Annotated in this window: 17 protein-coding genes and 1 tRNA gene; 8 read left to right on the top strand and 10 right to left on the bottom strand. The window is 63.0% G+C overall.

The genetic code is table 11. From position 1 onward, the window contains the following. Positions 1 to 10: 10 nt before the first annotated feature. Entirely contained in the window at positions 11 to 2,533 is a 2,523-nt protein-coding gene (locus tag AC5STI_RS09995) for an Ig-like domain-containing protein (protein ID WP_495446566.1), read from the bottom strand. Positions 2,534 to 2,676: 143 nt separating this feature from the next. Between AC5STI_RS09995 and AC5STI_RS09990 the strand changes: the two genes are divergently transcribed. From AC5STI_RS09990 to AC5STI_RS09975, 4 genes are all read left to right on the top strand, one after another. Further along, positions 2,677 to 3,120 (top strand): hypothetical protein, encoded by a 444-nt coding sequence (locus AC5STI_RS09990; RefSeq protein WP_495446565.1) that lies wholly within the window; start codon positions 2,677 to 2,679, stop codon positions 3,118 to 3,120. A 139-nt stretch (positions 3,121 to 3,259) separates the two neighbouring features. After that, positions 3,260 to 5,194, top strand: a complete 1,935-nt coding sequence (locus AC5STI_RS09985; RefSeq protein ID WP_475047102.1) for a PrkA family serine protein kinase — start codon at positions 3,260 to 3,262, stop codon at positions 5,192 to 5,194. 18 nt (positions 5,195 to 5,212) lie between these two features. Further along, the gene (locus AC5STI_RS09980; protein WP_475047100.1) at positions 5,213 to 6,550 is read left to right on the top strand and encodes a YeaH/YhbH family protein; all 1,338 of its coding nucleotides are present in this window, start codon (positions 5,213 to 5,215) and stop codon (positions 6,548 to 6,550) included. Continuing rightward, positions 6,537 to 8,051, top strand: coding sequence for a SpoVR family protein (locus tag AC5STI_RS09975; RefSeq protein WP_475047098.1), 1,515 nt, complete (start codon positions 6,537 to 6,539; stop codon positions 8,049 to 8,051). Before AC5STI_RS09980 ends, AC5STI_RS09975 begins: the two co-directional genes overlap by 14 nt. A 122-nt stretch (positions 8,052 to 8,173) precedes the next feature. Here AC5STI_RS09975 and AC5STI_RS09970 read toward each other — a convergent pair whose 3' ends face one another. Then, positions 8,174 to 9,286 (bottom strand): S-(hydroxymethyl)glutathione dehydrogenase/class III alcohol dehydrogenase, encoded by a 1,113-nt coding sequence (locus AC5STI_RS09970; RefSeq protein WP_475053008.1) that lies wholly within the window; start codon positions 9,284 to 9,286, stop codon positions 8,174 to 8,176. Between the two features lie 356 nt (positions 9,287 to 9,642). Between AC5STI_RS09970 and AC5STI_RS09965 the strand changes: the two genes are divergently transcribed. Continuing rightward, positions 9,643 to 12,150: a heavy metal translocating P-type ATPase gene (locus tag AC5STI_RS09965; protein WP_495446564.1), complete on the top strand. Its 2,508-nt coding sequence runs from the start codon at positions 9,643 to 9,645 to the stop codon at positions 12,148 to 12,150. After that, the gene (gene cueR, locus AC5STI_RS09960; protein ID WP_039181103.1) at positions 12,147 to 12,536 is read left to right on the top strand and encodes a Cu(I)-responsive transcriptional regulator; all 390 of its coding nucleotides are present in this window, start codon (positions 12,147 to 12,149) and stop codon (positions 12,534 to 12,536) included. The genes AC5STI_RS09965 and cueR overlap by 4 nt, the downstream gene beginning before the upstream one ends. Positions 12,537 to 12,645: 109 nt before the next feature. On the opposite strand, the gene AC5STI_RS09955 is transcribed toward cueR, so the two are convergent. From AC5STI_RS09955 to pcaC, 4 genes are read right to left on the bottom strand one after another with little or no spacing between them, the layout of a single operon-like run. Then, complete coding sequence (locus AC5STI_RS09955) at positions 12,646 to 13,476, bottom strand: 3-oxoadipate:acetyl-CoA acetyltransferase (RefSeq protein WP_475047094.1); 831 nt, start codon at positions 13,474 to 13,476, stop codon at positions 12,646 to 12,648. Between the two features lie 11 nt (positions 13,477 to 13,487). After that, complete coding sequence (gene pcaG, locus AC5STI_RS09950) at positions 13,488 to 14,108, bottom strand: protocatechuate 3,4-dioxygenase subunit alpha (RefSeq protein ID WP_495446563.1); 621 nt, start codon at positions 14,106 to 14,108, stop codon at positions 13,488 to 13,490. Further along, positions 14,108 to 14,845, bottom strand: a complete 738-nt coding sequence (pcaH, locus tag AC5STI_RS09945) for a protocatechuate 3,4-dioxygenase subunit beta (protein ID WP_495446562.1) — start codon at positions 14,843 to 14,845, stop codon at positions 14,108 to 14,110. The genes pcaG and pcaH overlap by 1 nt, the downstream gene beginning before the upstream one ends. After that, positions 14,842 to 15,237, bottom strand: coding sequence for a 4-carboxymuconolactone decarboxylase (pcaC, locus tag AC5STI_RS09940; protein ID WP_495446561.1), 396 nt, complete (start codon positions 15,235 to 15,237; stop codon positions 14,842 to 14,844). Before pcaC ends, pcaH begins: the two co-directional genes overlap by 4 nt. Before the next feature lie 86 nt (positions 15,238 to 15,323). Between pcaC and pcaQ the strand changes: the two genes are divergently transcribed. Further along, a complete protein-coding gene (gene pcaQ, locus AC5STI_RS09935; protein ID WP_495446560.1) occupies positions 15,324 to 16,250 on the top strand; it encodes a pca operon transcription factor PcaQ in 927 nt (308 codons plus the stop codon). A gap of 119 nt (positions 16,251 to 16,369) precedes the next feature. Further along, on the top strand, positions 16,370 to 17,281 hold the full coding sequence (locus tag AC5STI_RS09930; RefSeq protein ID WP_495446559.1) for an MBL fold metallo-hydrolase: 912 nt from the start codon (positions 16,370 to 16,372) through the stop codon (positions 17,279 to 17,281). Positions 17,282 to 17,436: 155 nt separating this feature from the next. Here the strand turns inward: AC5STI_RS09930 and AC5STI_RS09925 are convergent, their stop codons facing one another. The 4 genes from AC5STI_RS09925 to AC5STI_RS09910 form a co-directional block, all read right to left on the bottom strand. Beyond that, entirely contained in the window at positions 17,437 to 20,085 is a 2,649-nt protein-coding gene (locus AC5STI_RS09925; protein ID WP_495446558.1) for a methyl-accepting chemotaxis protein, read from the bottom strand. 262 nt (positions 20,086 to 20,347) lie between these two features. Further along, a complete protein-coding gene (locus AC5STI_RS09920) occupies positions 20,348 to 20,806 on the bottom strand; it encodes a hypothetical protein (RefSeq protein WP_495446557.1) in 459 nt (152 codons plus the stop codon). 171 nt (positions 20,807 to 20,977) lie between these two features. After that, on the bottom strand, positions 20,978 to 22,636 hold the full coding sequence (locus AC5STI_RS09915; RefSeq protein ID WP_495446556.1) for a transcriptional regulator: 1,659 nt from the start codon (positions 22,634 to 22,636) through the stop codon (positions 20,978 to 20,980). A gap of 610 nt (positions 22,637 to 23,246) precedes the next feature. After that, positions 23,247 to 23,321: transfer RNA gene (locus AC5STI_RS09910), tRNA-Gln, on the bottom strand. Positions 23,322 to 23,400 lie beyond the last annotated feature (79 nt).

Here is a 23,400-nt window from a genome sequence, read left to right as displayed (position 1 = left end):
GGCCAGTCGCTCAGATTACGGTATTGACGTCTTCGTCGACGATCAGCGTGGTGCCGTCATCGCCGATGGTGTAGACGTTGTAGGCCTCGCCATCGATGGTCTCTGTGCCCGTTGCGGTCGCGCCGGTAATCGTGAGCGTGTCATCCGCCCCGCCATGCACAGTCACCGAGTCAGAGTTGCCGGACAGCGCGTTGATGTCCGCCTCGGTCAGGGTCAGGTCGACGCCATCAGCATGAACCAGGTTCAGCTCATCGATGTTGAATTGCGACAGGCCTGCGTGGTCCAGCACCGTTGCGCCGGCCCCGTCCTCGAGCACAACCATCGTGCCGGAGCTGTTGCCCGCGTCGTCGACGCGGTTGACCACCAGATGCGAGCCGTCCGGAACGTCCGCGTCGAAGCTGAATAAAGTCCGGCCGGCGCCAAGGTCGGTTTCGGTGCCGGTGATGTCGGCAACCCCGCCACCGCTGGTCAGCTCATGCGCTGTGTCGCCGGCTTCAAAATCGTCGCTGAAGAAACCGCTGACACCGGCGCCGGTGCTGATCACATCCCCGACGTTCGGAGCGTCATACTCGGTGTCGATGCCGAAGGTTTCGGTCAGGGTTTGGGTGTTGCCCGCCGCGTCGGTCGCGGTGATCTCTGCTGTGGCAGTGGTGTTGCCCTCGGGCAGGTCATCCGCGTCAAAGGCGGCGCTCCAGTTGCCGTCCGCATCCACGGTCGCAGCCCGGGTGACGCCGCCGATGGTCACCTCAACGCTGGATCCAGCCTCGACTGTGCCGGTCATGGTCAGGCCCGCCGCGCGCTCTGCGACGTTCAGCACATCGTCATCGGTCTGGCTGCTGTCTGCAGTGAACGGCGTTACCTCGGTGTCGATGGTCAGCGTGTCGCTGATTTCCGAGGTGTTGCCGGCGGCGTCCGTGGCCGTGACAGTGATATCTGCGTCGTAGCTGCCCTGGGCAATGTCGGAGGCGGCGAAATCCACGCTCCAGTTGCCGGCGGCATCGACAGTTGCGGTTTCGGTGGCGTTGCCCAGTTGCACGACAACGGTCGAGCCCGGCTCCACTGTGCCGGTCAGCGTCACCCCGTCGCTGCGTTCGGAGCCGTTGACAACGTTGTCGCCCTCGATGCTGCCGGATTCCAGGGTCAGCGGGTCGACCAGCGTGTCAACACGCAGGTCGGCGGTGGCCGTCGCAGTGTTGCCGGCCGTGTCGGTCGATGTCACGCTGACGGTGGTGTCATATTCGCCGGCAGGCAGCGAGCCTGCTTCGAACACGGCGGCCCAGTTGCCGTCCGCGTCTACCGTGGCGGTGCGGGTCACGCCTTCTACAGTGACGCTGACCGTCGCCCCTGCCTCGCCGGTGCCGGTCAGGGTCAGGCCTGCCGCGGCCTCGGAGCTGTTGACCAGATCGTCGCCGCCTGCCTGGCCGGGATCAATCTCCACCGCTGTTGTTGTGTCAACACGGATGGTGCCGGTCACGCTGCCGGTGTTGCCAAAGCTGTCTGTCGCCTTGACGGTAACTTCTGAGTCATACTCGCCAGCGGCGATTTCAGACGCCGCAAAGTCCGCGCTCCAAGTGCCGTTTTCTGTGGCGGTGACCGTGCGGGTGACACCCTGGAAAGTGACTTCGACAGTCGCACCTGCTTCAGCAGTCCCTGTCAGGGTGACGCCATCCGCGGCTTCCGCTGCGTTGATCATGTCATCACCGCCAGCCTGGCCCTCATCAAGGGTTACATCGGCAACAGTGTCGATCACCACTGTGGGGCCATCCAGGTCGAATTCGGTGCCATCCGGGTCAACAACATGAACGGTTGAATCGTAGTTTCCGTCCGGCGGCAGATCATCAACCGGGAAGGTCACGTTCCAGTTGCCGTCGTCATCGATTGTGGTTGTCTGGGTCGCGGTTCCGACGGTGACTGTCACCTCGGATCCCGGCGCTCCGGTGCCGGTGATTTCAACCGGAGAGGTGGTGGAGCCCGACACCGGGTAGGTGGCGTCCGGGTCATTCACCGTAGGCACGATTGCGGCGGTGCCGCCATCGCCGCCTCCGCCGCTGCCGGCGATGGCGGCTGCGCCAACCACACCTGCTGCGGCCCCTGCGGCCCCCAGGCCGCCGAACAGCGGTGCGGCGAGCGGTGCAACCACCGGCTCGATCCGGTCGACGTCCAGGAACACCATCTCGTCGTAGGCGCTCCACTTGCCGGTCAGGTCGAGCGGTTCGTAGGTGGCAAAGAGCATACCGCTGGACTTGTCCTCCAGAACGACCTCGATGAACTCGCCTTCGGAGCTGAGGAAGAGGTTCTTACCACCGGTGGAGCTGAAGGAGTAATAGTTTTCCAGCACCAGTTCCTGTCCGTTGGCCAGGGTGATGTGAAGGTCGCCGCCGCGGCGGGCATAGCTCTCGACGTCGGCTGGGTTGAGATTCAGCGAAATATCCTTGGCCGGGCCCGCATTAATGCGCGCCGGCGTGCCTTCGGAGAAATTGCCATGCTGTGTAGTGCCCGCCATGTCGCGGGTAATAAATGCTACCGTGCTCATTTTTTTACCGCTCAATCTGTACGCGGCTGCGCCGAAATCAATTGGCGCGCGCTGCGTGGTTCCGTTGCCTGTAGTTTCGCCCACCGGCCGTCTTTTGCGGCCATTTTGAGGCCATACTGTGATGATTTTTCGAGGCCTGTCCAGTGGATGGGCGCCGCTGTTACAGTAAATTAAGCGGCAACCGTGTCCTGGCTGCCGCAGAAATTTTAAGCTTTTTCACGGGAAAGCAGCTGCGGACCAGCCTTAGTGCCGGGGTGGACCCCGCTGCGGCTGGTCCAAGAAAGCAAGCATTCCTGCTGCGGGATATTACTCAGGGGCGAGTTCGCGATGCGATAATCACCTCATGGCGGAAGTGCGCCCGCAAGCCGCTGAAATGCCGCGTTGCAGAAGGGGTGGTTGAAGGGGGTGTTCGCTTTGATGTGATGAAAATTTCCCGCAAAAGATTCTGGCAATTAATTAAAAGTACACCACTTTCAGATAGGAAGAAGTTCGTAATTGGTGTAAGCTCGAGAGTAAGTAAAGACGACGCCGACAGCCCTGGTAACCGGGCGCAGGCCGCCGCCAAGAGCGGCCAGCCGGACGTATAACGCCAGCAGCGGCGCCGAGCAGAAATCAGAACTCAACACTGACGCGGACACTTATGCCCACGTGCTGGGCACCCGTCTGTCCGTGCGCGAAGAAACGCCAGGAGGAACGGCGCCAGTTAACCAGGAGGCTTGATCCACGATGAAAGACATTGCCGAACTTTTTGCAGAGCAGTACGGCGAAACGCGCGAGCAGGAAATGCCGCTGCAGGACTATTTGAATGCCTGCCGCGACGATCCAAGCCTGTACGCGAACGTCGCCGAGAGGATGCTGAGGGCAATTGGCGAAGAGGAGCTGGTAGACACGTCCAAGGACGCGCGGCTCGGGCCGATCTTTCAGAACCGAACGATCAAGCGCTACAGCGCATTCCATGATTTCTATGGCATGGAAGACACCATTGAGCGGATCGTCGGCTACTTCCGCCACGCCGCACAAGGGTTGGAGGAGCGCAAGCAGATCCTCTACCTGCTGGGGCCGGTTGGCGGCGGCAAATCCTCGCTGGCGGAACGCCTGAAGCGCCTGATGGAGGATCAGCCGATTTATGTGCTGAAGGCAGGCAACCAGATCTCACCGATTTTCGAAAGCCCGCTGGGCCTGTTTGACCCGGTCCGCATGGGCAAAGTGCTGGAGGAGGAATACGGCATCGCGCAGCACCGGCTGCCGGGTCTGATGTCGCCCTGGGCGGTGCAGCGTCTGGATGAATTTGATGGCGATATCAACAAGTTCTCGGTTGTGCGCCTGCATCCGTCGCGGCTGCGCCGGATCTGTGTCGCCAAGGTGGAGCCGGGTGACGAGAACAACCAGGATATCTCCACTCTGGTCGGCAAGGTCGACATCCGCCAGCTGGAGCATTTCAGCCAGGATAACCCGGACGCCTACAGCTTCTCGGGCGGCCTGAACCGTGCGACCCAGGGCATTCTGGAATTCGTGGAGATGTTCAAGGCGCCGATCAAGATGCTGCACCCGCTGCTGACGGCGACCCAGGAAGGCAACTATATGGGCACCGAAAGCTTCGGCGCCATTCCCTTCAGCGGACTGATCCTGGCGCACTCGAACGAGAGCGAATGGCAGTCGTTCAAGAACAACAAGAACAACGAGGCCTTCATCGACCGGGTGTCGATCGTCAAGGTGCCGTACTGCCTGCGGGTCTCGGATGAGACGTCGATCTACGAAAAACTCATTGAGAACAGCGAGCTGCGCAATGCGCCCTGCGCGCCGGAGACGCTGAAGATCCTGTCTCGCTTCTCGGTGCTGACCCGCCTAAAGCCGCATGAGAACTCCAACCTCTACTCGAAGATGCGGGTCTATGATGGCGAAAGCCTGAAGGACACCGATCCTAAGGCCAAAACGGTGCAGGAATACCAGGACCGCGCTGGCGTGGATGAGGGCATGAACGGCATCTCGACCCGCTTTGCCTTCAAGGTGCTGTCGACCACATTCAACTTCGACACCAACGAAGTCGCGGCGGACCCGGTGCATCTGATGTATGTGCTGGAGCAGATGATCAAGCGCGAGCAGTTTCCGCAGGAGATGGAACAGAAGTATCTTGAGTTCATCAAGACCGAGCTGGCGCCGCGCTACGAGGAGTTCATCGGCAACGAGATCCAGAAGGCGTACCTCGAAAGTTATACCGAATACGGCCAGAACGTCTTTGACCGCTACATCGCCTATGCCGATGCCTGGATCGAGGAGCAGGATTATAAGGATCCGGACACCGGTCAGCTTTATAACCGCGAGGTTCTGGATGCGGAGCTGAGCAAGATCGAGAAGCCGGTCGGCATCGCAAATCCCAAGGACTTCCGCAACGAGGTCGTGAAATTCGCCCTGCGCCACCGTGCCAACACCGGGTCCAACCCGGCCTGGAACTCCTACGAGAAGCTGCGCGACGTGATCGAGAAGCACATGTTCTCCCAGGTCGAGGAACTGCTGCCGGTGATATCCTTCGGGTCCAAGAAGGACAGCAAGACCGAGAGCAAGCACCAGGAGTTCGTCGAGCGGATGCGCGGCCACGGCTATACCGACCGGCAGGTCCGGCGCCTGGTCGAATGGTACATGCGCGTCAACAAGGCGGGCTAAAGAGGAGCGCTGTGCAACATGCATCATTTCATCGACAGGCGCGCCAATCCGAAGGGCAAGAGCCTCGGGAACCGCCAGCGGTTCCTGCGGCGGGCCCGGGAGAACATTAAGGAGCGCGTCGACCAGTCGGTCCGGGGGAAGTCGATCCAGAACGGAAGCGGCGTCCCTGACGGAGGCGAAAAGGTCACGATCCCGTCGCGGGGTCTGAAGGAGCCGCGGTTCTTTCATTCCTCCAAGGGCGGCTTGCGCCGCCATGTGCTGCCTGGCAACAAGGATTTTGTTGTCGGCGACACCATCAAGCGTCCCCAGGGGGGCGCGGGGCAGGGCGGCCGCAAGGCGTCTGAGGAGGGCGACGGCGAGGACGAGTTTTCCTTTACCCTCACCCAGGAGGAATATCTGGAAATCCTGTTCGAAGGGCTGGAACTGCCGGATCTGGTGGAAAAAGCCACGGTGGAGACTGAAACCATTGGCACCCGCCGCGCCGGCCTGACAACTGCCGGGACGCCCAACAACCTCAATCTGGTGCGCACCATGCGCAACTCGCTGGGCCGCCGAATCGCCCTGCAGCGTCCCACCACCAAATCCCAGCGCGACCTGGAAGAGCAGATCGCTGAACTGGAAGCGCTGGACGACCGCACCCCTCCGCAGGAGGAATTCCTGGAGGCGCTGCGGAAAAAGCTGGACGGCATCATCCGCAAACGCAAGGTGGTCGGCTATATCGACCCGCTGGACCTGCGCTACGACACCTTTGTGCCGGAAAAGATCCGCAACTCCCGCGCCGTGGTTTTCTGCCTGATGGATGTGTCCGGCTCGATGCAAGAGCGCGAGAAGGACCTGGCAAAACGGTTCTTCCTGCTGCTGCACCTGTTCCTGGAACGCTGCTATGAGCACACTGAACTGGTGTTCGTGCGCCACACCCACCACGCGCAGGAAGTGGATGAGGAAACCTTCTTCTACGCCCGCGAAACCGGCGGCACCATCGTGTCGACCGCGCTGGAGAAGATGAAGGAGATCATCGAGGAACGCTATCCGCCGGATGAGTGGAACATCTACGGCGCTCAGGCCTCCGACGGGGAGAACTTCGGCAATGACTCGGCACGCTGCAAGAACCTTTTGCTGAACGACCTGCTGCCGGTCAGCCAGTTCTATGCCTATGTGGAAATTGTAGATGAAGCGGCGGAAATGCTGCTGAACAACCCGGAAGCAGGCGAAGACCTGTGGCAGAACTACCGTGAGGTGAAAGCACAGGCCCCGCATTTCGAGATGCAGCGGGTGTCGCAGCCGGGCCATATCTATCCGATTTTCCGGGAGTTCTTCCTTCCCAAGGTGAAAGGGGTGCAGAATGCAGGCAGCTGAAAAGGCGCGCGCGCCGCTGTTCGACGGGCCGGAATGGACCTTTGAGCTGATGGAAAAGGCGCGCGACGCGATCGAGCAGATCGCGCTCGAAGATCTCGGGCTGGATGTCTATCCCAACCAGATCGAGATCATCTCTGCCGAGCAGATGCTGGATGCCTATTCCTGTGTCGGCCTGCCGCTGATGTATCAGCACTGGTCCTTCGGCAAGCATTTCGCCCGCGACGAGGCGCTGTACCGGACCGGCCGCCAGGGGCTGGCCTATGAGATCGTCATCAACTCCAACCCCTGCATCAGCTACAACATGGAAGAAAACACCATGGCGATGCAGACGCTGGTGATGGCGCATGCGGCCTTTGGGCACAATCATTTCTTCAAGAACAACTACTTGTTCCAGCAATGGACTGACGCGGCGGGCATCCATGACTATTTGGCATTTGCCAAAAATTACATCGCCGCTTGCGAGGAGCGTTATGGCCTCAGCGCGGTGGAGGAAGTGCTGGACGCCGCCCATGCCTTGCAATCCCAAGGCGTGTTCCGCTATGGCCGCCCGCCCAAGCCAACCAGCGAGGAACTGGTCGCGATGCAGAAGGTGCGCGAGGGCTACGAAAGCGGCCAGAGCGTGCTGGACATCTGGACCGATAGCACCCTGGGGCGCGACAAGCTGGAAGAGGCCGAGGATGCGTCCTACAGCGCGCGCCGCAAGCAGATGAACCTTCCGCAGGAAAACCTGCTGTATTTCTTGGAGAAACACAGCCCGGTGCTGGAGCCCTGGCAGTGCGAAATCCTGCGTATCGTGCGGATGCTGGCGCAATACCTCTATCCGCAGAAACAGACCAAGGTGATGAACGAGGGCTGCGCGACCTTCGTGCATTACTACATCATCAACAAGCTCTATGAGGAAGGCCAGATCACCGAAGGCGCCTACATGGAGATGCTGCACAGCCATACCAATGTGGTGATGCAGCCTGAGTTTGACGACCCGCGGTATTCAGGCATCAACCCCTATGCGCTGGGCTTTGCGATGATGCAGGACATCCGGCGCATCTGCCAGGATCCGACCGATGAGGACCGGGAGTGGTTCCCGGACTTCGCGGGCAACCCGGATTGGCGCGGTGTGCTGCGCGATGCCTGGGCGAACTACCGCGACGAAAGCTTCATCCAGCAGTTCCTGTCGCCGAACCTGATCCGCAAGTTCAAACTGTTCACTCTGACCAATGACGCGGATCTGCCCAATCTGGTTGTCAGCCAGATCCACAACCGCGCGGGCTACAAGGCGATCCGGCGCGATTTGGCCAAGCAGTATGACCTTGCCTATCTGGAACCGGATATCCAGGTGACGGACGCGGACCTGCGGGGCGACCGGGAGCTGAAGCTGACACATACCGTGCGCGACGGCATCCATCTGGATGAAGAGGATCAGGAAGAGGTCCTCAAGCACCTGCGCCGCCTGTGGGGCTACGGCGTCAGGCTGGATGCTGCGGAGGCGGCCGGCGAACACTGACCATAATATTCGGGCCTAGCCCTGGTGCTGGGGCATACTGGGCGCTGCAAGACTAGCCCCTCGTCAAAATGAAAACGCAGGCCCTGGGGCCTGCGTATTGCGGTTTGGCAGTCTGCCGGGGACTAGAATTCCACCACGGCGCGGATGGATTTGCCCTCGTGCATCAGGTCGAAACCTTCGTTGATCTGATCCAGGGTCAGCTTGTGAGTGATCATCGGGTCGATCTCGATCTTACCGTCCATGTACCAGTCGACGATCTTCGGAACGTCGGTGCGGCCTGATGCGCCGCCAAAGGCGGTGCCGCGCCAGCTGCGGCCGGTGACCAGCTGGAACGGACGGGTCGAAATCTCGGCCCCGGCCGGCGCCACGCCGATGATGATGCTTTCACCCCAGCCTTTGTGGGCGCATTCCAGCGCGGTGCGCATCACCTGCACGTTGCCGGTGGCGTCGAAGGTGTAGTCGGCGCCGCCGCCGGTCAGTTCGACCAGATGCGCCACCAGGTCACCCTCGACCTCGGCCGGGTTGACGAAGTCGGTCATGCCGAATTTCTCGGCCATTTCGACCTTGCCCGGGTTCAGGTCGACACCGACGATCTGGTCGGCACCGGCCAGACGCAGGCCCTGGATCACGTTGAGGCCGATGCCGCCGAGACCGAAGACCACCGCGCGTGAGCCGATTTCCACCTTGGCGGTGTTGATCACCGCGCCGATGCCGGTGGTGACGCCGCAGCCGATGTAGCAGACCTTGTCAAACGGCGCGTCCTCGCGGATTTTCGCCAGCGCGATTTCCGGCACCACGGTGTGGTTCGCGAAGGTCGAGCAGCCCATGTAGTGGTGGATCGGTGTTCCGTCCTGCATTGAGAAACGGGTGGTGCCGTCCGGCAGCAGGCCCTGGCCCTGGGTCGAGCGGATCGCCTGGCACAGGTTGGTTTTGGGGTTGAGGCAGTACTCGCACTCACGGCATTCGGGCGTGTAGAGCGGGATCACGTGGTCGCCCGGCTTCAGCGAGGTGACGCCTTCGCCGACCTCGACCACAACACCGGCGCCCTCGTGGCCCAGGATCGCGGGGAAGATACCTTCGGGGTCATCGCCCGAGCGGGTGAATTCATCGGTGTGGCACAGGCCGGTTGCCTTGATTTCCACCAGAACCTCGCCCGCCTTGGGGCCTTCGAGGTTCACCTCCATGATTTCCAGCGGTTTGCCGGGGGCAACCGCAACGGCGGCGCGGGTTTTGATCATGTGACTGGTCCTTCGTCCATATTCTCCGGGGCCGGGCCGCCGCAGGGCGGGTCCGGGGTGAATGCGTTGCCAGCGGCAGGGCCGCGGGCCGGAATGACCCAGCGTTACATTTGCCGGCTGGCGCACGCAAGCATTGCCTCGGCACCCTAGCAGTCCCGGTGTGCCGGGCTTTGCCCCGAATGCGACAGCTGAGCGGCGGTCCGCGCCATCTGTTAAGGAAGAAAAAACTGCGTATTCCAGCAGCTTGCCCGCAGGCTTCCAGTTTTGGGAAGGAATCTTGCCGCGGGGCCTTGACCTTCCCCTGACTGGAACCCTCATATGGCCTAACATAGGATAAAACCCGCAGGTCTCCCATGTCAGAAAACAACCGTATTTCACTGCAAATCACCAATCTGAGCTGCGCAGGCTGCGCCGGGCGCGCCGAACGTGCCCTGGCTGCGGTCGAAGGGGTTGAGACGGCCTCGGTGAACCTTGCAAACGCGACCGGCCAGGTCGAGGCCGCGCCGCAGGTGCAACTGGTTCAGCTGACGGATGCGCTCAAGTCCGCGGGCTACCCGGCGGCGGAGTCGGAAGTGACCCTGGCGCTCAGCGGCATGAGCTGCGCGTCTTGTGTGGGCCGGGTGGAGCGGGCACTGCTGGCGGTGCCAGGCGTGCTGGAGGCGCGCGTCAACCTGGCCAGCGAAAGCGCGCAGGTGCGGTTCCTGACCGGGGCGGTCCGCGCCGCCGATCTGGCCCGCACGGTGACAGATGCGGGCTATCCGGCGCGTCTGAGCAGCGGCGCACCGGATGAGGCGGAGCAGGCGAGCCAGCGCAAGGCGGATGAGATCGCCGCGCTGGGGCGGCAGGTGCTGATCGCCGCGGTGCTGACGCTGCCGGTCTTCCTGATCGAGATGGGCGGCCATATAATTCCGGCGCTGCATCACTGGGTTGCCGCCAATATCGGCATGCAGAACAGTTACTTGCTGCAATTTGGCCTGACCACCCTGGTGCTGGCCGGGCCGGGGCGGCAGTTCTACACCAATGGGTTCCCGGCGCTGTTCCGGGGGGCGCCGGATATGAACGCGCTGGTGGCGCTGGGCACCTCGGCCGCTTACGGGTTCTCAGTCATCTCCACCTTTGCGCCGCGGTTGCTGCCCGCGGGCACCGCCAATGTCTATTACGAGGCCGCCGCGGTGATCGTGGTGCTGATCCTGACCGGCCGGTTTCTGGAAGCACGCGCCAAGGGGCGCACCGGCGCCGCGATCCGCAAGCTGGCCGGCCTTCAGCCGAAAACCGCCATGGTGGTTGCCGGCGGCGACGCTGTGGAAACGCCGGTCGAGGAGATCGGGGCAGGGGACCTGATCCGGGTCCGCCCGGGCGAGCGCATTGCGGTCGACGGCGAAATCGTCTCGGGCAGCTCCTACATCGACGAAAGCATGATCAGCGGCGAACCTGTGCCGGTGGCCAAATCCCGCGGCGATGAGGTGACAGCAGGCACCATCAACGGCAACTCCGCGCTGGAATTCCGCGCCACCCGTGTGGGGCGCGACACTGTGCTGGCGCAGATCATCCGCATGGTGGAGCAGGCGCAAGGCGCAAAGCTGCCGGTGCAGGGGCTGGTCGATCGGATCACCCTGTGGTTTGTGCCCGCGGTCATCGTGGTGGCGGCGCTCACGGTGCTGGCGTGGTCCCTGTTCGGCCCGGCGCCGTCGCTGCCGCTGGCGCTGGTGGCCGGCGTCTCTGTGCTGATCATCGCCTGCCCCTGCGCGATGGGGCTGGCCACGCCGACCTCGATCATGGTGGGCATCGGCCGCGCCGCCCAGATGGGGGTGCTGTTCCGCAAGGGCGACGCGCTGCAGCGGCTGCAGGAGATCAAGGTGGTGGCGCTCGACAAGACCGGTACCCTGACCGAGGGGCGTCCGGCGCTGACTGAGCTGATCTGCGCCGAGGGTTTCACCCGCGAGGAGGTCCTGCGCCTGGCCGGTGCGGCTGAGGCGCAATCGGAACACCCGATTGCCCGTGCCATCACGGCAGCGGCAGGTAAGGGGCTGCCCAGGGCGGACACCTTTGAGGCGATCCCGGGCTACGGCCTGCGGGCAGAGGCAGAGGGGCGCGAGGTTCTGGTGGGCGCTGCCCGGCTGATGGTGCGCGAAGGCATTGCGCTTGGCGCGCTGGCGGCGGAAGGTGAAAGGCTGGCGGAACGCGGTGAAACTCCGCTGTACGCAGCCATTGACGGGCAGGCGGCGGCGGTGATTGCGGTGGCCGATCCGATCAAGCCGGGCACCCCTGCGGCGATCAAGGCGTTTCACGATCAGGGGCTGAAGGTGGCGATGATCACCGGCGATGCAGCCGCGACGGCGCAAGCGATTGCCAGGCGGCTGGGCATTGACGCGGTGAAAGCCGAATGCCTGCCTGCGGACAAGGTCGAGACGCTGCAGGAGCTGCAAGCGGAACATGGCGCGCTGGCTTTTGTCGGCGATGGTATCAATGACGCGCCGGCGCTGGCAGCGGCGGATGCAGGCATCGCCATCGGCACCGGCACCGATGTGGCCATCGAGGCGGCAGATGTGGTGCTAGTTTCCGGCGATCTGCGCGGGGTGGTCAATGCGCTGACCGTCAGCCGCGCCACCATGCGCAACATCCGCCAGAACCTGGGCTGGGCCTTCGGCTATAATGTGCTGCTGATCCCGGTGGCCGCCGGGGTGCTCTATCCCTTTGGCGGGCCGCTGCTGTCGCCGGCATTGGCTGCGGGCGCGATGGCGCTGTCGAGCGTGTTTGTGCTGTCCAATGCCCTGCGCTTGCGCCGCCTGAAACCTGCCATAGATGAGGAGCAGGCCGCATTCGCGGCCAAGGATGCCGGCAAGCAGGAGGCGCGCGCATGAACATCGGGGACGTATCCAGCCGCTCAGGCCTGCCCGCCAAGACGATCCGCTACTATGAGGATATCGGCCTGATCAAGCCGCACCGAAGCGCCAACGGCTACCGCTGCTTTGCCGAGACCGACCTGCACAAACTGGCGTTTCTGGGCCGGGCCCGGGCGCTGGGCTTCACCATCGAGGACTGCCGCACCCTGATGGCGCTTTACGAGGATGAAAGCCGTGCCAGCGCCGATGTGAAACAGCTGGCGCAGGAGCATCTGGCCAAGATCGAAGAGAAGATCGCGGATCTTCAGGCGATGCACGACACGCTTGGCGAGCTGGTCAACAGCTGCGCGGGCGACAGCCGCCCGGACTGCCCGATCCTCAAGGACCTGTCCGGCGAGGGGTGATCCTTCCGGCGGGGGAGGCGGGGTGTGCTCCCGCGCCCTCGGCTGCCCTGGCGGGCCGCCTGGCGGCCTTGGGCATGGCTTCGGGCCTTACGGCCCGAAGCGGGCGCTCTCAGGCGGGTCGCAGCTCCAGGATCTCGCGGGCCTGCTGCCAGGTGGCGACGGGGCGCTCGTATTTTTCACACAGCTCTGCTGCGCGTTTCACCAGCGCAGCGTTGGAGGGCGCCAGGGTGTCCCGGTCCAGCCGCATGTTATCCTCCAGCCCGGTGCGGGTATGGCCGCCAGCGGCGATGGACCATTCGTTGACCAGGATTTGCCCCGGCCCGACGCCGGCGCCGCACCACTGGGCCTCCGGCGCCAGCCGCTGCATGGTTTTGACGTAGTAATCGAACACGTCCTTGTCGACCGGCATCGCGTTCTTCACCCCCATCACGAACTGCACGTAAAGCGTGCCGGGAATGCGTCCCTCGCGGTTCATCTTCACCGCCTGGTGGATATGCGACAGATCGAAGGCCTCGATCTCCGGTTTCACCTCGTGAGCGCGCATTTCCGAGGCCAGCCAGTCCACCAGATCAGGGGAATTCTCATAGACCCGGGTGGGGAAGTTGTTGGAGCCCACCGACAGCGATGCCATGTCGGGCCGCAGGGGCAGCATCCCGCCGCGCTCCCGGCCAGCGCCGGAGCGGCCGCCGGTCGACAGCTGGATGATCATTCCGGGGCAGTGTTTCTGCAGTCCCTCCATCAGACGCGCGAATTTCTCCGGGTCCGAGGTCGGCGTCTGGTCGTCGTTGCGCACGTGGCAATGGGCAATCGAGGCACCGGCCTCAAACGCCTCATGCGTGCTTTCGATCTGTTCTTCGATGGTGACCGGCACCGCCGGGTTGTTTTCCTTGGTCGGCACCGAGCCGGTGATGGCGACGCAGATGATGCAGGGTTTGCTCATGGAATTCCCCTTCAGATATCGAAAAACACGGTCTCGTTTTCGCCCTGCAGGCGGATGTCGAAACGGTAGACAGGCGTGCCGCCGCGCAGCTCACGCTTGGCGATCAGGGTGGCGCGGCGGCGCTCCCACTCTATCACATTCAGCACCGGGTCGGCAGCATTGGCCTCTGCCTCGTCTTCGAAATAGATCCGCGTGTTCAGTCCCACGTTGATGCCGCGCGCCACGATCCACAGGCTGATATGCGGTGCCATCATCTGGCCGCCCCGGCCCATCACGGCCCCGGGTTTCACGGTGTCAAAGCCCCATTCGCCGGTTTTAAAGTCGGTGATCACCCGGCCCCAGCCGCGGAAACCCTCCTCCACCCCGCCTGAATGCCCGGGGTGGGCATAGACGCCATCCGCATTGGCCTGCCAAGCCTCCAGCAGCACGTCCTTGACCGGCGAGCCGGTACCGTCTGTCACCACACCCTCGACCCGGATCCGCTCACCCTTGGCGTTGGGGCCGGCAATGTCCCAGCCAAGCTCCTGATCGTAGATTTCGAACCCTGCTGCGCCAGGGGCTAAGCCGATATGGACATAGGGCCCGGCGGTCTGCGAGGGTGTTTCTTTCAGATAGTCCAGCTTCTGGCGCATCAGTTCCCCTCCAGCCGGTTTTCAAACAGGGTGGACCGCCGCCCGCGCAGCACGATGTCAAAGCGGTAGGCGATGGTGTCGAGCGGGATGGTGGCGTTCATATCGAGCCGGGCCACCAGCATCTCCACCGCTTCCGGGTCCGGGATGGTGTTCACGATCGGGCAGCGGGAAATCAGCGGGTCGCCCTCGAAATAGAGCTGGGTGATCAGCCGCTGGGCAAAGCCGCTGCCAAAGACCGAAACGTGGATATGCGCAGGCCGCCAGTCGTTGACCCAGTTGCGCCAGGGGTAGGCGCCGGGCTTCACGGTGCGGAAATGGTAGCAGCCGTCCTCATCCGTCAGGGTCCGGCCGCAGCCGCCGAAATTCGGGTCCAGCGCGCCGAGGTAGGTGTCCATTTTGTGCCGGTAGCGGCCGGAGGCATTGGCCTGCCAGATCTCCACCAGCGTGTTCGGCACCGGACGCGCGTTTTCATCCAGAACCCGGCCATGCACGATGATGCGTTCGCCAACCGGGCTTTCGCCGCGCTGGGCGAAGTTGCTCAGGAGGTCGTTGTCCGTAGCATTGATGTCGTTGTGCCCGAACACCGGGCCGGTGATCTCGCTGGCGGTGTTTTCCAGGCTGATCAGCGGAAACTGCGGCGAGCGGGTGACCGAGGTCTTGTAGTCCTGCGACAGGGCGGGCGGATGCCAGCGCCGGTCGCGCTGATAGAACTCCCCAGGTTTCGGCGGCGTGCTCATGCGGGCTCCCCTCCTTCGGCTGCCATTTCGGCATAGGTCTCTTTGGCCAGTTTCAGCGCCTGATTGGCGCGTGGCACGCCGGCATAGATGGCGACATGCTGGAAGGCTTCCATCACATCTTCCTGCGTGGCGCCGGTTCGGGCCGTGGCGCGGATGTGCATCGGGATCTCGGCAAAGTTGCCGGTCGCCGCCAGCAGCGCCAGTGTCAGCATCGACCGTTCCCGCAAGGAGATCCGGTCCGAGGCCCAGACCGTGCCCCAAGCGCCCTCGGTAATCAGCGCCTGAAACGGCTGGTCCAGCGCGGTCTTGGCGGCCTCGGCGCGGTTCACATGGACATCGCCCAGCACCCTGCGCCGGACTTGCATACCGCGGTCGTATCGGTCTTGCGTCATTGCGATCTTCCTTTGCTTGGGAGTATCGCATACCGCAGGTGATCTGTATAATCCCCAAACAGGCATAAAATGATACCCGTGGTGATATGCGACTTTCGTCTTCTTTGAAGCTGCGCCATCTTGAGGTCTTCGTCGAAGTCGCCCGCAAGATGAGCGTCACCCAGGCGGCTGAGGCGCTGGGCATGACCCAGCCTGCGGTCACCCGGGCGCTGCGCGAGCTGGAAGCGGTTTGCGGCAAGCCGCTGGTGGAAAAACATGGCCGCGGCATCCGGCTCAGCAGCTATGGAGAGCTGTTCCAGGATCACGCGGGGCGCAGCCTGGCGCTGGCGCGTGACGGGGTGGCGTTGTTGCAGGGGCTGGGGGAGGCGGAAGGGCCGCAGGTCGCCATCGGGGCGCTGCCGACCGTGGCCGCGGATCTGGTGCCGGACACGCTGGCGCAGCTGCGCGCAGGCAGTGCTCCGGGCCGATTTACGGTGATGTCCGGCGGCAATCAGTATCTGATCGATCAGCTGCGCCGCGGCAGTCTGGATGTAGTGGTGGGCCGGTTGCCTGCGCCCGAAACCATGGCCGGAGTGGAATTCGACCCGCTGTATCGCGAGCGCGTAACAGCGGTGGTCGCGAAAGACCACCCGCTGGCCGGCGTTTCCCACTTGCCGTCGGGCGTATTCGAGGGCTTTCCGGTGCTGATGCCGTCGGAAGGCTCGATCATCCGCCCCTTTGTCGAGCGGATGTTCCTGGAGCAGGGGCTTGCGCTGCCGCGGTTCCCGGTCGAAACGGTGTCCGCCTCCTTCGGGCGGCGCTTCGTGCTGGCGCATCAGGCGGTCTGGATCATCAGCCACGGTGTGGTGCGGCCGGATCTGGAGGCTGGCACCATGACCGCACTGCCGCTGAACACGGACAGCACATTGGGGCCCGTGGGCCTGTGCACCCGCCGGGAACACCAGCTTAGCGCTGCCGCACAGCGGTTTAGCGCTGCCCTGCGCCGCCATTGCTCCGCTTTAGGGCTCAGGTGATGCCACCGCTGGCCGGCCTGCGGCAAAGCAGGCGTTTCCCTCTCGGCTGCCATGCCTTATAATTCACCAAATGGAATATTTGCATTTGATGCAGGCTGAGTGACACGGGAGGAGAGGTCATGACCTTGAGCAGACGGAATTTCGGCCTGGCGGCTGCGGCGGGGCTGGCTGCGGCGGCAGCACCTGGGTGGGCCTTATCCCGGATCGAACTGGGTACTATGCGGCTCGAAACGCTGTCGGACGGCCACCTGACCCTGCCGCCGGAGTTTATCTTTGGCGGGCTGGACCCGGAGGCGCTGCAACCGCTGCTAGACCAGTACGGGATCGGGGACGGGCCGCTGACGCCGGAGGTCAACGTAACCTTGCTCAGGGACGAAGGCCGGGTGGTGCTGTTCGACGCGGGCTCCGGGCCCGGGTTCCAGGACAGCGCGGGGAGGCTGCCTGAGGCGCTTGAAGCCATCGGGGTTGGCCCGGAGGAGGTAACCCATGTGGTCTTTACCCATTGCCATCCGGATCACCTCTGGGGGGTGCTCGACGATTTCGATGAGCTACTGTTTCCCGAAGCTGCCTTCTTGATGGGGCAGGGCGAGTGGGATTACTGGTATGATCCGGAGACGGCCGCCAGCATCGGCAGCAGCCGCGCTGCCATGGCCGCCGGGGCCCGCCGCAGGATGGAAGTGCTGGAGGACAGGGTGCAGCTGTTCGCCGATGGTGCGGAAATCCTGCCCGGTGTTGCCGCCCGGGCCACACCGGGCCACACGCCGGGGCATATGGCCTTTGAAGTCCGCAGCGGTAGTGAAAGCGTCCTGATCCTGGGCGATGCTGTTGGCAATCACCATGTGAGCTTTGCCGAACCCTCCTGGCCGGTCGGCTCCGACCAGGATCCGCAAACAGCGGCTGCGACGCGCCTGCGCCTGATGGATCAGCTGGCCGCGGAACAGATGCGGCTGATTGGCTATCACTTGCCGGGCGGCGGCATCGGGCGGGCCGAACGTTCCGGCAGCGGCTACCGCTTTGTGCCTGAGGGGTAGGGCAGGGCTGTTCCAGCGCCGCCTTTGTCCTCCCTGCCTGCTTAGGCGGGTGGACCACATGCATCCGCAGAACGGGGCAGGTGCGCCCAAGCCGCTGTCCGGTTGATCCGGGCAAACGCAGCCCGGCCAAACTACAGCAGGTGTGCGGCGGCGCCCTAGGCCCGCATCCGCCGGGTCTCCTCTGGCTGCGGGCTGCTGCTGCTTTGTCCAGTTTCTGCAGCTTGAGTGCGGAAGGCACCGATGGCGCCTGCCATGGCCTGAGCTTCCCTGGACAGGCCCAGGCTGGAGGAGGTGACCTCCTCGAACAAAGCCGCGTTGCGGGTGGTCGCGTCGTCCAGGTTGGCCATCGCCGTATTGATCTCCTGAAGACTTCCGGATTGCTCTGAAGACGCCTGCGAGATGGACTTCATCAGGTCGGCTGCGCTGGCGACAGAGGCAGAGATTTCGCCGATCGCCGTTCGGGTCTGCTCAACCAGATCTGCACCGAGCTCGACGTTCCGGCCAGCCTCATCCACCAATGCAGCGATTTCCGTTGCGGCCTCCTTGGACCGGTGCGCCAGGGTCCGCACTTCCGAGGCGACGACGGCAAAACCCTTGCCAACAGTGCCTGCACGGGCTGCCTCAACACCCGCATTCAGCGCCAGCAGGTTGGTCTGCTGGGCAATGGCCTCGATCATGCCAATGATCCGGGAAATCTTCTCGGAGCTGTCCTTGATCGCCTCCATCGCGCCATAGGTCCGTTTCACCACCTCGATGCTATCGCTGGCGTTCTGCCGCGCGGCCTCGACCGAAGCCGACGCTTCACCCGAAGCCTGGGCGGTGCCGGCAATGGAGACGGACAGCTGGTTCACCGCAGCCGCGGTTCCGGCCAGGGTCTGCGCGGTGTGCTCTGAGCGCTCGGACAGGTCATGGGACGCCGAGGAGATTTCAGTACTGCCGCCTGCAATCGACTGGCCGCTGGTGCTGAGGCTGCGCACGGAGGCCTCCAGTTTTTCCAGCGCTGCATTGAAATCATCGCGCAGCTTGGCGTAGCCTTCGCCTATCTCACCCTGGATGCGATAGGTCAGATCGCCCTGGGACAGGCGTTCCAGCCCGTTGCCGATGGCCGCCACCGCGGCAGTCTGCTCAGCCAGGCGCGCACTGCGCTCGGCCTCGGCTGCCTGCTCCACTTCTGCCTTTTCCACCAGCCCGTCGCGGAAGACGGAGAGTGCCGTGGCGATGCGGAAGATTTCGTCGCTTGAACGCTCGTAGCCGGTCACCGGGCGCAGGTTGCCTGCCGCCAAACGCTCAGTGGTGCCGCTGATGTCTGCCAGCGGCCGCAGGATGAGGAACCGGGTCAGCACCAGCGAACCCAGAAACACTGCCGCCGCGACTGCCGCCAGGATCTGAAGCTGCCGCTGCGCTGCAGTCACATCGGCGGCAAGCCCATCTGCGATAGAGGCAATTTGCTGCTGGCTTTCGGCTCCCAGGCTGGTCGCCTTGTGGGAAAACTCCAGCACCGCCTCCACCGTGGCCCGGGACGCTGCCGCGGCTTCGGCCGCGGCCTCCAAAGCTGCAACCTTGAAAACCGGCAGGCCCTGCGAGGGATCCGCCAGCGCCACCATCCCCTTCAATTCCTGTTCAAATACGCCACCGTTGAAACCGCTATAGCCCGCCAGCATCCGGGCGGCCTCCTGCAGCGGCCCGGCGGCATCTTGGGCCGCGGCAATGTCATGCGCAGCGGCCATGTCCAGCGCTGCCACCTGAAAGGCACTGATCCAGCCGTTGATTTCCAGCAATTGCTGCAGCACGCCGACCTGGTTGTCCAGCAGACCTTGGATCGCAGTGCGGTTGTCGGCGCTGGCCTGGGTCGCCGCAACCGACAGGGTGAACACCATCCGCTCCATCGCCTGGGTCAGCGGGCGCACGCTGGCATTGCGGGCGGCCAGCACGTCTTTGCGGCTGTCCTTCAGCTCCTTGCGGCTGGCCGTCAGCGTATAGCTGAACAGCTCAACGGCCTCACGGACCTTTTTCACGCGAGAAGCTTCCAGGCCTAGCTCTTCCAAACTGCCCAGCACCGGCTCCAGACGTTTCAATGCGTCCTTCGCCATCTTCTTGAGCGCCCGTTTTGTTGGCACATCGCGCACGTGGCCCAACGCCAGCGCCGCGCCGGAGAGAACGCTGATGTCAGCCCTTGCTTCCAGCAGTGTCTGCAGGCCGCCGAATTGCTGCTCCACCAGGTTGTTCAGGACCTCATCGACCTGGATGATAGTTTCTTCGCCGCCGTCCATCAGGCTGTCGCGGGCCTCTGCGGCCACCGCGACAAGCTTGTCCTGCACTGTCTGGCTAAGGGTTTGCAGGCTGGCCGTCTGTGTGTCGATCCAGGCCTGATTGCGAAAGGCCCCCTGGCGCGCAGCGATCAGGTTCCTGAGCATTCCGGCGGCGGCAGACGCCTCCGGTGCGAACAGGGCCTGCTCCGCAGCGGGCAGCCCGGCAACGGTGCCATCAAGATTTGCGACGGCGGCAGCGGCGCTTTCCTCGGCCTGGGCCAGCTCCTCAACCGATCCGGCCTGTAAGACGCCGATCATCGAGTTCTTGGTACTGCCTGCGGCATTGACCAGCCGGCTGCTGAGTTCCAGCTGCGGGACCTTCTCCTGGGTCAGAACCTCCATCTGGCGGCCTGTTTGTGTAAACACCAGGGTGACCAGAACACCGCCAACGGCGGAGGCGGCGCCCATTGCCATCAGAATAAGCGTGACCTTGGCGCCTATGCTGGAAAACAGCCGGAAGCGCCGCCGCGCCGGCACATCATTTATATTCGTCATCGTCTCACCCTAGGCAGCCGCCTGTTTTCATCTGCGCCCGGGCCAGCCAGGGGGGCACGCCCCCACTGCCGTGATGGTTGGGCCAGGCACTTAACGATGCAGGGATGCCGCGATGCGGCTGCCTGCTTCTTTCCGTTAGCAGGGCAGCAAGACTCTAAAGAAAGCATGAGCGGCACGGAGAAAATCGGTCGCATTTTACCGGCCGGCAGCCAGCTCATCGGTTCCGCAATCAAAGTGCCGCTGGTTTCTTGTGGTTCTGAGGCTAGTTAGCGTCCGAGAGCCGCCATACGGCGTGCAAAGGCAGGTTCATGGTTTCGGCCACAGGACGGTAACCGGCCAATGGGTCGAACGCGTGGCGGATCTTGCCGCCCTCGCGGCGGCTAGTGAGCAGAACCGGGCGGCCATTGACGTGTTCGCCGGAAACCGAGACCGGCAATGTTCCGGTTAACCATCCGCCATAGCTGACCGAACCGTTGCGGCCGCGGATGACGATCTCGAAATAGTCCAGCGCTGCCATGCGGAAAATCAGATCCGGAACACCTTCTGGACTGCTGCCAAGATGTTCGACCGTTAGCTCGGCCCCGATCAGATTACGCACCGAGTAGCCCCAGCGGTGCATAAAATCTTCGACAACATCCAGGATGTCCTGCGTTCGCTCCTCAGGCCGCACAGCAGGTCCGAAGTCAGAGAAACTGCGTTCAAATTCCAGGTTTTCGCTCACACGCCCTCCCTATGCTGCCCGCAGCAGGTCATAGCTGCCCTCGTCAGCGGGCAGTTTCCGGCAGATGCTAACACGCGTGGTCCGGCTTATCGGTAAAAGATGCTATTCAAATGCGTATTACTAAGCGTCACCCGGCGGCGGACATTGCCCGCATGGGCGGCTGGACCGGTGTCAGTCCGGCACACCGGCTTGCCGCAAGGCTGAGGCCCACTCCGGCCCGGCCGGGCTCATTGCGGCCGGGTTATCCCGCTGGAATTGCGACAGACAGAATTTCGGCGCCGCCTCAAGCAGTTTATGCACCGTGGTCCGCGCCTCGTCGTCCCGGCCGGACATTTGCAGCGCAATTGCCTTGGAACGCAGCGGTACCGGGAACGCGCCCTTGGCCGCCAACGAGCGGTCGGCCAGCTCTATCGCGCGGCCATAGTTGCGGGCCGAAAGATGCGCCAGCGCCGAAATCGCGTCGAAGTAGTAGCGCTGCGGACCCAGAGGTGTCAGCCTCCGGGCCGCGTCGGTCATCTCAACCGCTTCGTCCGGCATATCCTGATAGGCCAGCGTTGCCCCTTTCAGCAGCAGCGCCAGGGCTTCGTTCGGATTGTCGCGCAATGCCAGGTCATAGGCGTCCTGCGCCAGATCGAAGCGGAAGGTCAGGTGGCTGGAGATGAGCCCCTTGAGGGTATGGGCAAGCGAAAATCCCGGTGCCCCTTCGATTGCCGCTTCCGCCATTCTGCTGGCGAGGCGGCTGTCCTCTCCGCGGTTCGGCGACAGCCCCTTTTCAACCCGCATCACATGCCAGAACCCCATCCAGGTCAGCGGCAGCGCATGTTTTGGCTCCCGCTCCAGCAGGTGGGACAGGATTTCATGCGCCCGCTGGAACTTTTTCACATCCATTTCCTGCATCAGGGAAATTGCGGCCATCAGCAGAACATGGCTTTCCAGCGCCTTCAGCGGTTTGAACCCGGCCAGCCGAACCGCCTCGCCCGCGGCGCTTTGGCCGATCTGAAGTGTGGCGTTGCGCAGCATAGAGCTGCGCCCCTCCGTCAGGCTGTTCTTGCTGCCTTCGAAACTGCGCGACCAGATCACCTTTTCGCGGACCGCATCATGCAGGTCGATTTCGGCGCGGAACCGGTTGCCTTCGCTGGTGACCGTCCCCGACACTAGGAAGTCGACCCCCGCAACGGAAGAAACTTCAGCAGGCCGCACCGTTTCCGGGTCGAACTGGCGCGAGGCCAGATAGGAGGTCACCGAAAACGCCCAGCTGCGGGAAAGGTGCCGCGACAGCTCTTCGGACATCAATGACCCAAGCGGTGCGTCCGCCTCGCCTGGCGACCGGTGGGCAAAGGGCAGCACTGCAATCGACGGCAGCAGCCTGTCCAGGATTACGCGCCCCGGAGTTGCTCCTGAATGAGACGACGGCTGCGCCGAACTGCGGGCAAACTCCGCCCGGGCTTCCGTCAGCCAGGCCTTAAAGACGGATTCATGAGGAAGCTCAAAGCCCTCCATGAATTCTGCATTGCCATTGCAGCTGTCCAGCTCCACCCGGGACAGGTCCAGGATGACCCGTTCGCGGTTGGCAAACAGCAGCTTGGCTGCTTCCGGTCCCAAGTGCCGCCGCAGCGTCGACAGCGCCGTGCGCAGGCTGGCCTTGGCCTGCTCCGGCTGCGCCAGGCACCAAAGTGTCTTTTCCAGAAAAGCCCGCGTCCGGATCCCTCCGTCGGCGGTGGACAGCAACGACATCAGAGCCTGGTGCTTGGCCCCTAGCTGTACGCTGGTTCCATCTGTGTCAAAAACGCCAAAGGCGCCAAACCGGCAAATCTTGAGAAAGACAGTCATCCGCCAACCCCACTATACGGTTGCTACATACTGGATTAAATCACCATCATATTGCATTGCTCGAAACTGTTTTGCAATTAAAGATTGTAAAAGGCGGAAAATTCGGCTTGATGCCTCTGCCTGCACCCGGAATGTGAGTGCGATCAACCTAACATAGTTTACCTTGCGTTAACTTTCAACCGTTCCGCTGCGCAGCGGCCCGAACCGCTCAGGCGCCGTCCCGCACTGCTGTTCGCGCTGACAGGATGCAACTGCGGGTCCGCACGGAATGCGTGTAAACACTTTCTGACAGATGGTTTCTTGGCGGTTTACGGGGCGGCAAGCCCTCTTCGCCAGATCGGAAGCGTACCGGCAGTGACGAATGCAATCGCAACGGACGCCGTACGGACTTGGGTCATCGCGCACCACTTGCCTTCTCCACCAGGCTGCCTTCCGTGCCAGGCTGGCCTCATTCAGTGCAGCTTCAGCGAGGAAGACGGAAACAGGTGGAACTCTGCACAATGCGGAGTTGAAGCCACATCAGCATGATCCGAAGAAAAACACTTCGAGGGAAGCCGCCTCTGATCTTTTTAGAGGTTGGTACCTGAAAAGAATTTTTCTGAGAGGCCGATGGCTGGGGTGGTAGGATTCGAACCTACGGTACACGGTACCAAAAACCGCTGCCTTACCACTTGGCTACACCCCATCGGTGAGGCGCTGTCTAAAGTTTGTTGCGGGGGGGTGCAAGAGGGTTTTTGAAAAAAAATGCAGTTCCTTCTCCATAC

It is taken from the genome of Leisingera sp. CC-HEC096, assembly GCF_059429235.1.
Note: the sequence above shows the minus strand (reverse complement) of the source record. Positions and strands in the feature narration are given on the sequence as shown.

Coding starts and splice junctions, on each gene's coding strand:
- AC5STI_RS09975 (WP_475047098.1), top strand. CDS start 6,537: ATGCAGGCAGCTGAAAAGGCGCGCGCGCCGCTGTTCGACGGGCCGGAA.
- AC5STI_RS09930 (WP_495446559.1), top strand. CDS start 16,370: ATGACCTTGAGCAGACGGAATTTCGGCCTGGCGGCTGCGGCGGGGCTG.
- AC5STI_RS09985 (WP_475047102.1), top strand. CDS start 3,260: ATGAAAGACATTGCCGAACTTTTTGCAGAGCAGTACGGCGAAACGCGC.
- AC5STI_RS09915 (WP_495446556.1), bottom strand. CDS start 22,636: ATGACTGTCTTTCTCAAGATTTGCCGGTTTGGCGCCTTTGGCGTTTTT.
- pcaQ (WP_495446560.1), top strand. CDS start 15,324: ATGCGACTTTCGTCTTCTTTGAAGCTGCGCCATCTTGAGGTCTTCGTC.
- AC5STI_RS09980 (WP_475047100.1), top strand. CDS start 5,213: ATGCATCATTTCATCGACAGGCGCGCCAATCCGAAGGGCAAGAGCCTC.
- AC5STI_RS09965 (WP_495446564.1), top strand. CDS start 9,643: ATGTCAGAAAACAACCGTATTTCACTGCAAATCACCAATCTGAGCTGC.
- pcaC (WP_495446561.1), bottom strand. CDS start 15,237: ATGACGCAAGACCGATACGACCGCGGTATGCAAGTCCGGCGCAGGGTG.
- AC5STI_RS09925 (WP_495446558.1), bottom strand. CDS start 20,085: ATGACGAATATAAATGATGTGCCGGCGCGGCGGCGCTTCCGGCTGTTT.
- AC5STI_RS09955 (WP_475047094.1), bottom strand. CDS start 13,476: ATGAGCAAACCCTGCATCATCTGCGTCGCCATCACCGGCTCGGTGCCG.
- pcaH (WP_495446562.1), bottom strand. CDS start 14,845: ATGAGCACGCCGCCGAAACCTGGGGAGTTCTATCAGCGCGACCGGCGC.
- AC5STI_RS09995 (WP_495446566.1), bottom strand. CDS start 2,533: ATGAGCACGGTAGCATTTATTACCCGCGACATGGCGGGCACTACACAG.
- pcaG (WP_495446563.1), bottom strand. CDS start 14,108: ATGCGCCAGAAGCTGGACTATCTGAAAGAAACACCCTCGCAGACCGCC.
- cueR (WP_039181103.1), top strand. CDS start 12,147: ATGAACATCGGGGACGTATCCAGCCGCTCAGGCCTGCCCGCCAAGACG.